General features: G+C 60.8%; 9 protein-coding genes and 1 CRISPR repeat array. Of the genes, 8 read left to right on the forward strand and 1 reads right to left on the reverse strand.

The window, feature by feature from the left end:
* The first annotated feature begins 308 nt into the window (after positions 1-308).
* Positions 309-1,088 (forward strand): hypothetical protein, encoded by a 780-nt coding sequence (locus tag ASG29_RS07065; protein ID WP_200932383.1) that lies wholly within the window; start codon positions 309-311, stop codon positions 1,086-1,088.
* Between the two features lie 80 nt (positions 1,089-1,168).
* Here the strand turns inward: ASG29_RS07065 and ASG29_RS07070 are convergent, their stop codons facing one another.
* The gene (locus tag ASG29_RS07070) at positions 1,169-2,143 is read right to left on the reverse strand and encodes a tetratricopeptide repeat protein (protein WP_055982160.1); all 975 of its coding nucleotides are present in this window, start codon (positions 2,141-2,143) and stop codon (positions 1,169-1,171) included.
* Positions 2,144-2,336: 193 nt separating this feature from the next.
* Here ASG29_RS07070 and ASG29_RS07075 point away from each other — a divergent pair, with 193 nt between their 5' ends.
* The 7 genes from ASG29_RS07075 (at position 2,337) to ASG29_RS16375 (ending at position 14,441) form a co-directional block, all read left to right on the forward strand.
* Positions 2,337-2,846: a hypothetical protein gene (locus ASG29_RS07075; protein WP_235532810.1), complete on the forward strand. Its 510-nt coding sequence runs from the start codon at positions 2,337-2,339 to the stop codon at positions 2,844-2,846.
* Between the two features lie 1,498 nt (positions 2,847-4,344).
* Complete coding sequence (locus tag ASG29_RS07080; RefSeq protein ID WP_156457927.1) at positions 4,345-6,846, forward strand: hypothetical protein; 2,502 nt, start codon at positions 4,345-4,347, stop codon at positions 6,844-6,846.
* 4 nt (positions 6,847-6,850) lie between these two features.
* Positions 6,851-8,893, forward strand: a complete 2,043-nt coding sequence (locus ASG29_RS07085; protein ID WP_156457928.1) for a site-specific integrase — start codon at positions 6,851-6,853, stop codon at positions 8,891-8,893.
* Positions 8,890-9,462, forward strand: a complete 573-nt coding sequence (locus ASG29_RS07090; protein WP_156457929.1) for a hypothetical protein — start codon at positions 8,890-8,892, stop codon at positions 9,460-9,462. Before ASG29_RS07085 ends, ASG29_RS07090 begins: the two co-directional genes overlap by 4 nt.
* A gap of 529 nt (positions 9,463-9,991) precedes the next feature.
* Positions 9,992-12,181 (forward strand): AAA family ATPase, encoded by a 2,190-nt coding sequence (locus tag ASG29_RS07095; RefSeq protein ID WP_162242950.1) that lies wholly within the window; start codon positions 9,992-9,994, stop codon positions 12,179-12,181.
* Positions 12,174-13,559 carry a hypothetical protein gene (locus ASG29_RS16665; RefSeq protein WP_156457930.1) on the forward strand — a complete coding sequence of 462 codons (1,386 nt, stop codon included), beginning with the start codon at positions 12,174-12,176 and terminating at the stop codon, positions 13,557-13,559. The genes ASG29_RS07095 and ASG29_RS16665 overlap by 8 nt, the downstream gene beginning before the upstream one ends.
* A gap of 564 nt (positions 13,560-14,123) precedes the next feature.
* Positions 14,124-14,441 (forward strand): thymidylate synthase, encoded by a 318-nt coding sequence (locus ASG29_RS16375; protein ID WP_235532811.1) that lies wholly within the window; start codon positions 14,124-14,126, stop codon positions 14,439-14,441.
* A 67-nt stretch (positions 14,442-14,508) separates the two neighbouring features.
* Positions 14,509-15,204: direct repeats of the CRISPR family, unit length 36 nt; unit sequence GTTGCTGTTGGCCTGCGATTTCTGAACTGCTAGGCC.
* Positions 15,205-15,296 lie beyond the last annotated feature (92 nt).

Here is a 15,296-nt window from a genome sequence, read left to right on the forward strand (position 1 = left end):
GCAAAACCGGCGGCTCGCACACTGCAGATCGACTCCGTCAGCACGGCGGCCTAGCCTGCAGCCGCTGGTCCGGCGTTCGGGCGTGTCGCTTCGATGGGGTCTCGATACAAGGGGGAGGGCCGAATGAGAACTTTGGGCATCCTGATCTTCTCGCTTGGGGCGGACAACACGCGCACCCGGGCCGCGGCGAACACGATCGAGATCGAGCTCTACGTCACGGGCGGTTTCGGAGGCTCTTGATACGCGCGCCGGCGATCTCGCGGACCCGGGCGGCGGCCCTGCCTTTCAGCATTTCCGCCGCGGCTTGGGTGGACCTGCTCGGATACGGTTCGATGATCGGGGAGGCGGAGCTCAACCCCGTAGATCCGAGAGCCAAGATCGCGGTGACCCGTCTGCGTGCGTTCCACCGCATCGTCGCCGAGCACAGCGGCCGGCACTTCAAGACTCTCGTGATCAACGACGGCGCAGTGGCCTACCGGGACCTGTCGCTGCGCAGCAACGGCATCACGCACGACTTCCTGCAGCGCTCGTTCCTCCTGTTCGATGCGATATCGGAACTCGAGCGGCGCAACGGCTGGCCGGGCGCGCGCATGGTCGTCGCTGCCGGCTTCCGCGCGCGCGGCAGTCGGCGGGGCATCGATGCGGCTGCAGCTCGGGTTGAGCGTATCCTCGAGCGCATGGCCGCGGGCGAGATCGCGCCCGAGCAGGCGGTGCGGGAGGCCGGCCGCATCCAGCGCTACTCGGACGACATACCACAGCTGCAAGCCAACTTCGCGTTCACGCGGGCCTACGTGGCCGACGCCGGAGGATCGGGTGCCGGCCTGGGCGGACCCCGCATGTTCGTGGACACCGCGCTCTTCGCCGGCGGGAAGACGCCGCTGTGGGTTACGTCCGGTCCGCCGATCCCTTTCCAGGAGCCGAGACTGGGCCTCCAGTGCACCTTCGCTCCGGTGACAGGCCTGGAGGCACCCGGACGAGGCGACGGCCTAAACATTCCGGGTTTAAGAGACGGCCTGGAGATCGGCGAGACCATCGCACCCACGCTGTCATTGCGTAAGCTGATCAAGGCCGCCCGCGAGACGTCCTGACGGTCGAGTGGCGGTACCGTGTCGGACCTCCCGGCGTCTGTAGTCCAGACGGGCGCGCGATCCGTTGGACCGGTCCGGCGTCAGCCGCCGCCTATCCGCTTCGAAAGGGCCGTGGCCCGCTTCGCGACGCCGATGCGCGGATTGATCTCGAGTGCCTGCCGGTATGCTTCGATGGCCGCCCGATCGTCTCCGGCAAGCTCCTCGATCTCGCCAAGCAGGCGGAGGCTCTGCGCCCTGAACCGGTCGTCCGGGTCGGCGAGGGCGACCTCGACTCCCTTGCGTAGGTCGGCCGGCGCGAGCTCCGTCACGGCTTGGCCATGTTCGAGAGCCTCCCGGATGACGTGGTGCTCGCCCCGGGACACCCCGTCGAAATACCACAGCGCGCGGTCAAGAAACTCACCGTCCAGTCGGTAATCTAGCGGGGGCCTGCCGCGGCGGATCATCCGAACGCGATCCTCACACGGAAACTCGTATTCATCCGCCCAGCCCGAGACCGGCTGCCAGCAAGCGAGTTCCTTCCCCGCCGCCAGGTCGAATACCGCCAGGACCGAGCTGTCCAGTGACCCGGGCGCGTTGCAGGTCTGTACGACCGCGAGCGCGCCATCATCCGAAAGCCCGTTGTTCAGAAGATTGGCCCTGAAGCCGCGGGACGCTATCCGTCCACCATCGGACGAGAACGAATGGAACGTGCCGGAAAACTCGTCGCTGGCTCCCCAGTCGTTGAGAATGAAGGTCCCATTGTCGGCGACCTTGCCGTGCTGGGGCCGCGCCATCGGCGCGTCGACCACAAGCCGTCCACTGTCCAGGAGGACGTATCGTCCGCCACGCACCGTGCCGTTGATCGACGCGCGATCCTGCCACAGCAGGTTGAAGCGACCGTTTGGCGATGTGGTGTGCTGACCGACGAAGTCGATCGCGTCGATCGTCACGATGCTACCGCCAGCCTTGCGAGGCCTCAGAAGGCCCGCATTGAGTAACGGTCCCCCCGGCGCGGACGTCGCGACGTCCTTGCCTGCATGCAGCGCCAACTCCAGCAACCTGCGCAACCACGCCATCGGCACCTCCCCCCGGATCTTCTGTGCTAAGCGAGACCGGCATCAGCGGCAACGAAGGATGTTGACCCTACCTGCGAAAAGGGCGCCCCCCACCAGGTCGACGGACGACGGCAGGCCGGCCCGGCGACGAAGCCTTCACCAAGCGACGTCATGCAGGTGCGGAGAGAATCAGCCGGGGTCTATTCGCATGGGAGTGCTGGAGAGCAACAACGCGTTCTGGGATGACGGCGTGTGGATCAGCTGGGACGAGATCGACGAGCAGATTCAATACAAGGAGTGGCGAGCACGCTATCCGCACGCCAACCTGTCGGTCGTCTCGGTTTTCGAAAGCCTCCTCGGCACGGCCAGGAGTATCACGAGATCACGGGCCGACCCAGGAGTATTACGAGATCACGGGCCGACACCTTCAGGTCTACGGCGACATCGGCGAGCTGTACGGCGTCATAACCCTCGGCCTGAAGCTGCACCGCAACTACGCGCAGGGTTCATCGGCAACGACCTCGACGAGGTGAAGACGACCACACCGTTCAAAAGCAACGACCGGATAACGCTGAATATGGAGCGCAACTTCAGCAAGATACTGATCGTGAAGATCAACGGGACATTCGAGGTGAAGGGCAAGCTCGTCGACCGCGCGTCGCTGCCGAGGACATCCGCTGGCAAGCTCACGCTCGAGTGGGACGCGCTGGCGCACAGCGGCTAAAGCGAACCCTCGATTCAGCGCGCCAGCAAGGCGTCTGACCGCACCTTCGTTGCGGTCGACCCTGCCGCTAATGCTTGCCGGACTAATCGCTGGGCCCGGTGGCGACCATCTAAGTCATTGAAGAATAGCGCTTCCGGTAAAGCCTGAACTTACGACCTCAGCTTTACCAAGGATCTGATCTCCGTTGACGGCGCGAGAGGTAGGTCCCGAGCGATCTTCGCTGCGCCCGAAATGCTGAAAATCGGGTGCCTAACTGCCGTAGCGCTCTGGATGAACGAAGGGCCAGTTACGGCGTATGCCGCCCGAAAGCGGCCGGACCGTTTTCCACCAAATCCGGACCACACCACTTCTGCCGGCAATAGCTCAGCGAAGAGTCTGACAACCCTGCCCCTCTCTCGTGGGCGGGCCAAATGGGTCAATCCTTCTTCACTTCGATGCCCCGTAGACGTCACCGCGGCGTGTATGTCCTTATGTACCCGACGGTCAGAACTCCCTTCTCAACGTGAGTGACGATCTCCGCCGGGCTGGCGTGCTCCGGCGGCCCTACGCCGCGCGTGATGGCGCGCCGTAGCGGCGCTTGCGCGAGGGGCCGCACTCATGTCGTTCCTCGTCGTGGCGCTTCTCGTCGAAGATAGACAGCACGCGGTCCCTCATATGCACGTTGTCGTAGTCGTTCTTACGACCGGGAGGCGAGGTGAACCTACCGACATGCCTGTTACGCAAAAATCCCATCTTGGGACATTGCGGAACTTCGGGCCGCTGCTATAAAACTCTGCGGTCCTCAAGCAGGGGCCAGCCACCCGCCAGGGTAAAGCTGTAATGGCACTGCTAATGGCTAACTTGGTTTGGGCCTTCGGGCTCGAGTCTCAGCTCCTGACGTGTCGGGCGGGCGATACTGCGATTGGCTGGAGACCCGTATGTCTGATGAAAAGGCAAGTGACCAAGCTAAACTGAAGCGCCTTGCTAAGGCCCTCAGTACCTTCGTTGGCATTCCGCTCTACGAGGCATTTGATCAAGCGTCGCGCCTCGGAGGCTTCCGGGATTACGCGGAAGCCAGGCGCGCAATGGCGATCGGCTCGCCGGTACACGCAGTACGCGTTGAGCGTTCCCTTCTGACGAGCGACACAACTTGCTCCGCTCGCTCTCCTCACCCTCCGATCCGGTGCGAGTTCCGCCCCTCGCAGTCGATGTGTCAGATCCATGATCACGGATCGCCGCAGGAACGCGCCTCCCGCCAAGATCAGGCCGCGTCGACTGAAGGCTCGTCTCCCATCGCCGACTGAATAGAGAGACCAGTCGAGCGGAATTGGCTCGAAGCTCGCATAAGTATGATCATGGAGCGTAATCAACGCTCCAGCGCACAACGGCGCGGAGGCGATCAGTGTCAGGTATAGATTTGGGCAGTCGACTTCGCGTTTTATTGGATGCCGACGGAGATCGAGTTGTCGCGATCCGAAGCGGAAAGATAAGTAGGTCCCACTACGCGAAGCTTCTTGGCGTGAACCAATCCGCCTTGTCTTGGTACCGAGACGTTCTTGCCGAATACGAACAACGTCTCGGCGTTGCGACCGGGCCCGTTCGACGTATTGAAGAAATGAGTCTCTGGCTGAACCGAGCCTACGATGCCGGCGAACTGAAGATCCGAGATGGCAAGATCGACCGAACCACGTTTCAACAACACTTCGAGCTCAAAGGTGGTACCTTTCTCACCAGACACCCGGAGTTACGGAAGCTGTTTGAGCGACTGGACCGCCGAGCGGCGGCGGAAGGATACATAGAGGCTGCTGATCGGGAAACACTCGCCCAGATCGAGGCGGTCTTGGCTGGGCAGGTGACGCTCAACAAGGATCGCATGACGATCAGCAAGACGTGGCTTTCGGGTGTCTGCGGTGTTCCGGTGCATCGCCTGAACGGCCGGCCGTTCGGAACTGCATTGGCAGCGCGGCAGGCTCTCGTCACTCGCGAAGTTGAAGCAAGCCGCATCGACCCCTTCGTAAAAGGGCGCGTGTACGCCTTCAGCAACTTGTCTGCGCTCTGGTCCCGAGACCTGCTCGAGCGCATCGGCCGCCGGTTTAAACAGACCGCTGCTGGCTTGGCGGACCCCAAAAGGCCGTACCTGGAGTTCTGGCACGCCTTTGAATGGATCGGGCGAAGCGGGCAACCTGATTGTCGGGAGGTAGTCGCGGAAGCGGCGAAGCGCGGGCGGATATTGTCGGCGGCACGGTGGGCAGAGGCGCTATTCGCGTACCGCGACCATCTGATTGCCAAGATCTCGACCGGAACGTTGACCGAGAGCTCCGTGGATGGGCGCATAGCTGCCCTCAGGACCATGCTCGAGCTCTTGACCTCAGGGCAGGTGATCCCTGGCACGCCCATCCCGTTGCCGGGCGTCAAACATGCTCGCCGAATGGCTGGTCATCGGCTGAGCGTTGCTGAGGCGGGGGCGATCGATGCCGAAGGCGGGCCCGACTACGTGGCGTTCGCTCGTGAACGGTTCCTGGCGGCATGCCAGTCTTCGAAAGTCGAGATTTCAGAGGGAGACTCCGAGGATTTTTTAAACGGCATCGCCGCCGAGCTTCGACACTCGTCGGACCTGCCTGCCACTCCGGTCGAAGCCATACGACATATTCTCGAGCGCCGTCTCAGCACTTTGCGGACCGCTGCCGAGCGCATCGTAGCTGAGAACATCAATGCCTACGAGCGTGGACGAGAACTACTGGAGATGGCCAGCATCGACGGGGCCGAGTTTGAGCGTGCGTACCTTAATGCCCGTGCGGATCGCTTCCAACAGCGTAAGCTCGTGCGACACTTCTTCCCCGATCCCGGCAACATGTCGCAAGACGCTGCCATCAAAGGCACAGCCAACCTGCTCAGCCTGATACGGCAACGTTGCGATGGTCTACCACCGGGGAACAAGCCACCCGTTGAGGGGTACGGTCAATTTTTCCCAAAGCGCTACTTGGAATACGGTGGGACGAGAACGATCGCGCCGATGTTGCTTCCTGTCCCGGACGCTTCTGGCGCGGTCCTGACGCTTTACATGATCGAGAGTGGCGCCAACATCAGCGTAGGACGAACGCTCGACCGAGAATGCTCCGAAAAGAGCGATCTAGAGGGACATCGCCGCATCACCGGTCACAAGGCCAGGGCGGACGGCAAGCCGATCATCGTCGACATTCCCGAGGAATCATCGGCGGTGCGCGCAATAGATTGGTTTACATCGGTCAGCGCCTGCCTGACGGTTCACGCCGACAATGACCGAGATCGGCTCTTTCTGCAGAGGATAGGCGATCGCGTCCAGTTGATGACGCCGCATTGGTATACCCACTGGTTTAAGCGTCTCGTCGCGCTCGAGCCCACGCTGGCGCACATCCGCCTCGTGCCGAGCATGATCAGGCCGAGTGTCCTCCTTCACGCCGCCTTAAGCAACGATGGGCGACTTATGGTGGGCATGGCCATCGGCCAACATGGCCTCGGCGTCACGCAGGGATACCAAGTGAAGTGGCCCACGAAGCTGCTTTACGACCAGAATATCGCGCGCTTCCTGAATGCCTTCGAAACGTTGATCATGTCCGGGATCGAGGACGCCGCTTCGAAACTCGGGATCACGCCCGAGAAGTTCGCCGAACGCCTGACTAACCTTCGCTCCACCGGCCTCGGCACCTTCTGCAAGAATTCCCGCGGCCGCCCCGGAGAGCAGGAGGCGAGCTGTTCCAAGATCGATTGCTGGAACGACTGCCCCAACCTTCTGATCGTGGCCGAGGTCGAGGCCATCGCTGCCATGCAGATCTGGCAGCGGTCCCTTCGAGAGATCCAAGGCGATTGGGAGCGAGATCGGCCCGAGCGTTGGAGCGAAGTCTGGCTCCCCTGGCTCTGCCTGACCGACGTCGTCGAGACGAAGTTGTCACGCGGTCCACTGGCCAAGATCTGGAGGCAGGCATGTCGGCGGGCGGATGAGATCCTTTCCGATCCGAACTTCGTTCCGCCCCGCCCGTGGTGAGGACATGACCCATATCAACATCGCAGATGCTTTCCCGCCCTCGACGGAATCCTCGACGCTGGCTGACCGGCGAACGGCAAGCTGGCTTCACGACGACTATGAGGCTCCGTCCTGGCGAGTTTCCAACACTCGGGACTCTGGCCGAACAGCCACGATCGACTTCAGGTTCATGCTGGCGAACGGAACGTCCCTTGTTGATGCCGCCAGCCTGTATGCCACGGTGAAGGAGTACGCATTTTGGGTCCGGGATCCTCGATACAGCCGCATCGATGACGCTGTGACCCACAAGGCAATGGTTGGGAACTTGATGTATCTGGCTCACGCTCTGACCATCCGTGGAATATGGTCGTTCCGCCATCTGCAGCCGTACGAGATCGAAACGCTCGTGGAGGAATGCCGATACGGTACCGATGCAGTTACGCGAGCCTCGGACCGGGTTCAGGAATACTTCTACCAAATTGCTGCAGACGCACAATCGTCGTCCGAGCGCTTCAATGGCGTACCCGAGTATAGGAACGCCACCACTGGCTGGCGCACCTGCATGATCGACAGCAGTGCGCTGACTAGACAGCTCTGCCTACCATCTGCGGTCAAGGGAATTCCGCGAGTGGCCGCGGCTATCGGCCGAGGTGCCGTGGCCAACGGACTGAGGACGCCTAGCGGAAAGGCAGAGGCGCCTGAGTTGCCGCCGCAAACGAACCAGTCGGTTCAAGCGGTGCAACGTTGGTTGGATCCGCTCGAACAACTGTATGCCATGCGACTCCGGCTTAAAGCCGAGAAGATCGACGCCATCGCGTTCAAACCCTTCCCGAAAGGCGCTGCGAAGGTCGCCGCCGTCAAAGGCGTCGGAACGGAGCGAACACCGATACCGCCACCTAAGCTCGCACTTCATCTTCTCGAGCACGCCGCCCGATGGATCTTTGATCCGGCTAAGGTGCCCGATTTTGACATCGCTTATCGCGAGGATGTCCTTCCCCTGGCGACCGCCTGTTGGATAGTGATCGCAGCATTCTCAGCCCGTCGAGACGAGGAGATCGATGATCTCCAGGTCGGTTGCATTCGCGGCGATGCCGAGACCGGCTGGTGGCTGCATGTCTACATCGAGAAAACGTTGCAGCGGAAGGAATGGATACCGGTGCCGAGCTTGGTCGCTCGTGCAATCGAACTCCTCCAGGCGATGAGCCGCTCGGCGCGCGAGCGAACGGGCTCGGACGGATTGTTTCAGTGGTTGCGTCCGGACGGGGAGGTCGTCCGCATAGATGTCGGGCGACACCTGGATGCGTTTGCCGGGATTGTTGCAGTGCCTCCGCACCAGCCGCAGAATGGACCGGCTGCTGCGTGGCACTGGCACCCGCACCAGTTCCGACGCTTCTTTGCCATCCTATACTTCTATCGCTTCGAAGGGGCGAGCATCGAAGCACTCGCACATCATCTCCGCCACTTCGATCTGAACGTCACTCGGGGATACACGACGCGAGATCCGGAGGTCGCTGCCCTGTGGACCGACGTAGAATGGGGCTACAACTCGCATGTCGCGAGGACGATCGCGACTGGCGAGCGCTCGGTAGCAGGGTCGGCCGGCGAGCGGCTTAAACGAATGGCGAAGCGCTTAACCGATCTCTTCAAGAGGAGGCTCCAGGTGGTCACTCCTCATCGAGTCGGTGCCGCCGTCGCCATGGTCATGCAGCGCCAGGGAATGGTGCTCACGCCAAAGCCATGGGTAACCTGCTCCTGCCCAAGAACTCCGGATGCAGCGAGGACGGCGGCGTGCCGGCGGGGAACGACCGCCGCGCCGGACATAATCGGCCCCGACTTCGCCCGCGCCGGTCCTTCCGTCTGCCCTGTGTGCCCGCATGCTCTAATCGAGGGCAGCCGTTCGTCATTCGTGGCGGTCGAAGTGGAGCAATTAGAAGGAGCGGTCGAGAGCGGCTCGCGTGCCGGTACGATGTTTGGGGCCCTTGAACAGGCGCGGGTCGTCGAACTTCGGCGATACGAGCAAATCTACGAGAACGCCCGCTCTCTTGATGCAAAAGGGTTATCCGCATGAGCATGGACGACTGGGGTGTCGCCGATCTTGTCAGGGTCGTCTCTCGTGCGAAGGTGCCCTCCGTGGCGGAACGGATCGAGCGCCGCATCGAGTTGCTCAGCCAATGGCTTCAACACGGCGTCCCGCCGGGGAAGACGATTCCCTCAAGCCTCAACAAGGCTCGTGAATGGGATGATGCCGAGCTCGGCATAACCCCGATCGGTTCAGCGGGCGACTTCGTGACCACCAACAAGACTCATGGGCCGCGCATCGAGGCCTTCGACAAACTCCGCAAAATGGCTCTCAAACGCTATGGGCTCCCACCAGGGCATAAGAAGCAAGGACGCGGTCAGAGAGCCAATACTTCATCCACCAAGATGATCGATCGCACGATCTCTGACCTGCACATTACGGCTGCCGTCTCTCAGTGGCATTCCGAAAGAGACCAGCGGCTGGCGGAGCAGGCACGTGCGAATGCCGCTGAGGGCCGGAGCATTCAACTGCTCCAGGAGAATGCCGAAAGGGACGTCCTCATCGCCGACCTGAGGCGACAACTTGCTTCTCATAGGGGACTGAGGGCTGTTGAATGAGATTCGAACAACTCGAGAGCATCTGGGCGGACGACCTTACTGGACTGTCGAACTCTGACAAAGCTCGGGTATATTACGAGCGCGCCAAGCAGGTCGTCACCAAGGCACTTGTGGACCCCGCCGAGCGGACCAAAGCGGTTTTTGGAGGTCGCTTCCGTCGAGCGTACCTCGTCGAGAGGATTGGGTCCGGCCCAGCTGTCACAACCCAAAACCCGGACATAAAAAAGTTACTCGCTGACACCGACGTCAAACTGGCGAGGGGTGCGCCATCAATCTGTTCGTCGCCTCGCCCGAGTCCTGGCGATCAAATACCCGAGCTCCGTCAGGCGATGGCCCTAATCAATGACCTGAGACGTCAGCTCGACGTACAACAGGCTGAGAACGTCGATCTACGACGACAGTTGCGAGAAGCTGGTTGGGCGGAACTGGAGCTGCCTGGGCACGGTCGATTGCCATGGTGACCCAGGCAGGCCAACTCGTCACGTACCGTGTTGACGCCGTTCGGTTCCAAAAGGCTGGACTTGGAGCTGTGCTGGTCGTCGTCGCCATCGCTCGAGGCGGCAGTGTCAGCGAGCGCCTGATACTTCGCGTACCGGGGAGGCTCTACCAGAACTATCGTCCATTCCATGTATCCCAGACATTGCGCGCCCGCGGGCGAGAAGTATCTTGGAGCAATCGACTTACATGGGCAGAAGAACTACAGATCGAGGTCCTCGAATGGTTCGAAGTTCGGCCCCGTGGCGCCAACTGGATCGACTTCGTGTCGGCCAGCCCAAATTTTAAAGGGATCGGCCGCAGAACGGCTGAAGCCGTCTGGCGAGCCGTGGGTGACCAACTATTCGACATCCTGCCGAAGGGCGACTTTAGCGTTCTTGCTTCAGCGGTACCCGGTTTGGGCGCGCAGCGGGCCCGCGTAATCATCGAGGGTTGGGCGGCATCGGGTCAGGACCGCTTGATCGAGTGGCTCGACGAGCGGGGGCTGCCGCGAAGGCTTAGCGACTCGATGCTGAGTGCGTACGCGAACCAGGACTTGGCGGTGTCCAGCCTAACCTCGGACCCTTACCGGCTGCTGGTCTTCGGGGTACCGTGGAAGGACGTCGACGAAATCGCTCGTTCGGGGTTAGAAGTCGGGCTTGATGACCGTCGCCGACTGCACGGCGCCGCCGTCGAGGTTCTCATGAACGATTACCGTCGAGGGGATACGGCCTCGACAGCGCGGTCGCTTAAGTCGGGGGTCAGACACTTGCTCGGTGCTACACACGAGCAAACGGAACGTGCGCTGCGACAGGTGTTCACAGACGGTGGTTTCGTCCAGACCAGCAAAGATCTGTTCCAGCTGCGCGGTGTCCATGTCATGGAACGGGCGATTGCCACAGATATTCGCGCGCGGTGCACAGACGTACAGCCAAGATTCGAACTCGAATGCGACGCTGCCATCAAGTCGTTTGAACGACAGGGAAGCAGGGCGTTCAAGCTGGCGGAGAAGCAGCGCGCGGCGGTCCGCAGCGCTATTGAGTTGCCATTGTCCATCGTGATCGGCGGAGCCGGAACCGGTAAGACAGCATGTCTCGCTGCCCTTCATCACGCCGTTGAACAGATTCAGGGCCGAAAGGACGCCGTCCTCCAGATGGCGCTCGCCGGGCGAGCAGCCAAGAGGATGCGTGAGGCGACCGGGAGAGACGCCCTAACCATCGCCGGTTTTCTGCACACTGTGGAACAGAGTCGCATAGCGCAGGCCACTCATGTCATCATCGATGAGGCTTCGATGTTAGACGTGCCGAGCTTCTATGCCGTTCTCAGACGTCTGAAGGGGCGAGCAAACCTCGTGCTCGTCGGAGACGACTTCCAGTTGCCGCCGATAGGAGGCGGAAAGATCCTTCATCTTTTGAACGCGCGCGAGGAGTTTCCAATCACGGTCCTCGACCGGATTTGGCGACAGGAGGAGGGCAACTCGATCCGGGACGTCGCCAGCGCTGTTCGGATGGCAGAGATCGATCATCCGCCGGTCTTCGACGGACCCGCAGATGGCGTCTTTATGATGCCTCCCGGGGGAGATGCAGTCAAAGCCACCTGTTTGGCTTTCGCCGTTCTCGGAGGAACCGACGATCAAAGTGACCTCTGCGTCATTGCTCCTCGTCGTCGCACCGGGCTCGGCAATGCCCTGAGCATCAATACCGCAATCCACGAGACCTTTTTCGGTGCGCGGGACGTTGTGAAGGATGAAGCGGGAGACACCGGGTTCTGCTTGGGCGATCGGTTCGTCTGCGATATGAACCACTGGGATGTGGACCTGATGAACGGTAGTCTCGGCCGTATCCTTCGCTTGGCGACGAAAGAAGAGATCGATCAAAGCCGCCGAGAGCACGAGGCGCGTGGCGCCGGTCACGGCGCTCTGCCGTTAGTGTTGGTGGAAGTCGATGGAACGACACGCCTTTTGCAACATCGACATTTGGCAAGCTGTTCGCGGGGCTACGCTCTGACTTGCCATCGGGCTCAAGGATCCGACTTCGACCGCGTCATCATCATCCTCGACGACGATATGGATCGAAGCTGGCTCTACACGGCGATTACTCGTGGAAGGCGCCAGGTCGTGCTTGTTGGAGAGCCGGACCAATACTGCCGTATCGTTAGATCCAAGCCGAAGGTCGATCGAAGGCGCGTTGCGCTGGACGTCCTCCTCGCGGCTCACACATCAGCGGGCGCCTCCTCATATGCCTGAGCCGGACATTGCGACCGGACTGATCGTCCTCACCGACGCGACCTGCGTTATCAAAGGACGGTCCTACGCCGGAATCCCTACTATCGTTTGGAAAGACGGCATCGATGAGGACGCTTCAGACTGGTTTCGCGACCTTGTGGTCCGCGATGGACTGGCCACCAGCAGCGTAGAAGAATACGCGAATATCCTCCGGCCCTTTCTGCGTCTTTGCCGCGCGAGGAAGAGAAACTGGAAGACAGTCGATGATGACTTTTTACTAATATGGCGAGGAGAACTTCATCGCGGCCGAGGAGTGGCGATCCCTAGGGTGAATACTTCCATGGATGTGATCTTTAATTTCTATCGCTGGGCGGAAGAAACGAGGCGAATTCGCTATCACGTCGGCATTTACGCCGACGATGAAATGCCTACCCATGTAAGAGAACACGGCTTCGCCATAACTGCCAAACGAACCTTCCGGAAGACGCGACATGGACGAGTGTTCGCGAGTTGGTCGACGAAGCTTAGGCTTGCTGGTGGAAACCAGAGTTCTCGCCTTCGCCACACGCCATCCGAGGAAGAGACACGCCGCGCCCACGAACTCGTTGCCGAGCAACCTTTAGGTGAGCGGGACGCGCTGATGTTCTCTTGGGCGGAGGAGGTCGGTACGCGCCGCGCGGAGATGCTACAAATCCGCAAGTCGCACATGCCGACCCCGGAGCAACTCGAGCAATTGGTTGAGCGAGGAGAGGAATTGTGTATCGAGCTCAAGCGCAAAGGCGGCAAAATGAAACCCCTCTACGCATCGCCAGACCTAATCATCCGAACAATCGATTTTATCGAAGTCGGCAGAGCAGAGATCGTCAATGCCTGTAGGGCTAAGATTTTTGATTATCGCGAACCGGATGAGGTATTCATCTCAACTCGCACCGGTCTTGTCTTGCATCGCGACAGTGTGACATCCATCGGTGCAAAAGCCTTCGAGGGAGCGGGCATTAAGAACGCGAACATACACCGGTTACGGGCGCGAAAAGCCGTAGAGGTCGTCGAAACGCTCGTTGAAGCGGTATTCAGCGGTGAGATGATCGGCTCGGAGACGAGTTGGATCGAAACCATTCTCACGATCGCGGCCGAGCGCATGGGGCATATGAGCCCAGAGTCTCTGCGCCCTTACCTGAATTATGTGCTCAGGAGACGGATCGAGAAGTCTGACGCGAACGCGGTGGCGAAGCTAAAAGCGAAGCGCCGCCAGCTCGAAGCGCATGTAGGAACGCTCGCTCGTCGCTTGTCGCAGCACGCCGAGCTTCATCGCGCTTCACGGATGATCGCGGAGTCGAGAACTAACGAAGCGGTTTTAGCGCTGCGGCGGATCGCTGACGAGCTCGCTCTCACTGCGTAGCAAATCAAGCCAACATCCAGATCGGACCGAGCAAGCCGTAGGACTAGCAACTGGCGATCCGCATCCTCTAAAAGTAAAGTTGAGGCAGCATGGTATCATCATCCTTCGACGCGGAGCTCGATGAATGGCGAGTGCTTATTGATACCGCGCCATTCGAGCCGGCCAAGCAGGAGGTTCGGATTGTCGGTCGAATCTACGGGGATAGCCGCCAGCGTTTCGCCGACGGTACAGGTGTCATAACTTCACCGCTCAGGACTCCTCTCCAGCAGATTGTTCCTGGAGCGACCGTAAGCACGTCTTATTCACGTTACCGGCTCCTCGCCGAGCGAAGGTAGGTTCGAGCAAGCCAGCTGGCGTCTGGAAGTCGACCGGGCCCGCTGCTAACGCAGCGGGCGTGAAAGTGGGATGTTGGGCACGACCGATACCGGTACTCCACAGGCACCTCCCGCGGGCACCACCGCCAGCGCTCTGGGCTGCGCGCGGCGATGCCCGCGGGCCCCTCCTATGGATTACCGATATCGACCTCTGTCGGTATATGGCGCACTAGCGTCAGAGGAGAAAAACGTGGCTACCGTAGCGATTGAGGCTGGTTTACCGCACACCGGAAAAGCCTTCAATTTCGTGGGCGCGGCCGCGCTCCAACTGATGCTCGCCCAGCAGGCGGGCCTTCGTCCGGGGGAACTGATCTGGGTCGGGGGAGACGTTCACCTGTACGCCAACCACCTGCCACAGGCCCGCGAACAGGTGGGACGGCAGCCACGCCCATTTCCGACCATGCAGCTCATCCGCAAGCCCGACGATATCGATGGCTATCGCATCAGCGATTTCGAGGTGCAGGGCTATGTGCCCCATGCCGCGATCAAGGCCGATGTGGCGGTATAGGCGGGGTGTTGCCGGGAACGGCCGCCGTCGGGCTTGGTTGCGAACCGGCGGGTAGACATGGACGGCGGTTGCTGTTGGCCTGCGATTTCTGAACTGCTAGGCCGTGAAGTCGCGCCAATGCACCCACCCGTTCGTTGCTGTTGGCCTGCGATTTCTGAACTGCTAGGCCCAGTGTCAAAAGGGAGCGCGACGCCGCGAGGTTGCTGTTGGCCTGCGATTTCTGAACTGCTAGGCCGATCGACAGTGCCAACCGGTTGGAGCGCGTGTTGCTGTTGGCCTGCGATTTCTGAACTGCTAGGCCGCGGACGCTATTCGGGTTGAACACATGGGCGTTGCTGTTGGCCTGCGATTTCTGAACTGCTAGGCCGAACAATATCTGCATCGCTACGGCGGGCGCGTTGCTGTTGGCCTGCGATTTCTGAACTGCTAGGCCGTTACGGGGCACCTCAATATCCATCGTGACGTTGCTGTTGGCCTGCGATTTCTGAACTGCTAGGCCCTTCAAGGCCATCTGGGGCGGACGAGGCGGGTTGCTGTTGGCCTGCGATTTCTGAACTGCTAGGCCACGCGCTCCCTGTGCGATAAACACCCCCAAGTTGCTGTTGGCCTGCGATTTCTGAACTGCTAGGCCGCACACCGTAGGCGAGCGCACGTTCTGGCTGTTGCTGTTGGCCTGCGATTTCTGAACTGCTAGGCCTGACGGGTTCGAGGGCAACCTGTACGTCACGTTGCTGTTGGCCTGCGATTTCTGAACTGCTAGGCCTGGCGCATCGGAGGATGGGACATCGATATTGACGTGCTCCCCTGAAACTCTGCCAGTTTGAGCTAGAGTCCGCCTTCGTGAGGAGACGGACG

Origin of the sequence: Sphingomonas sp. Leaf412 (genome assembly GCF_001425405.1) — a bacterium.
In the GTDB taxonomy this organism is placed as follows: domain Bacteria; phylum Pseudomonadota; class Alphaproteobacteria; order Sphingomonadales; family Sphingomonadaceae; genus Sphingomonas.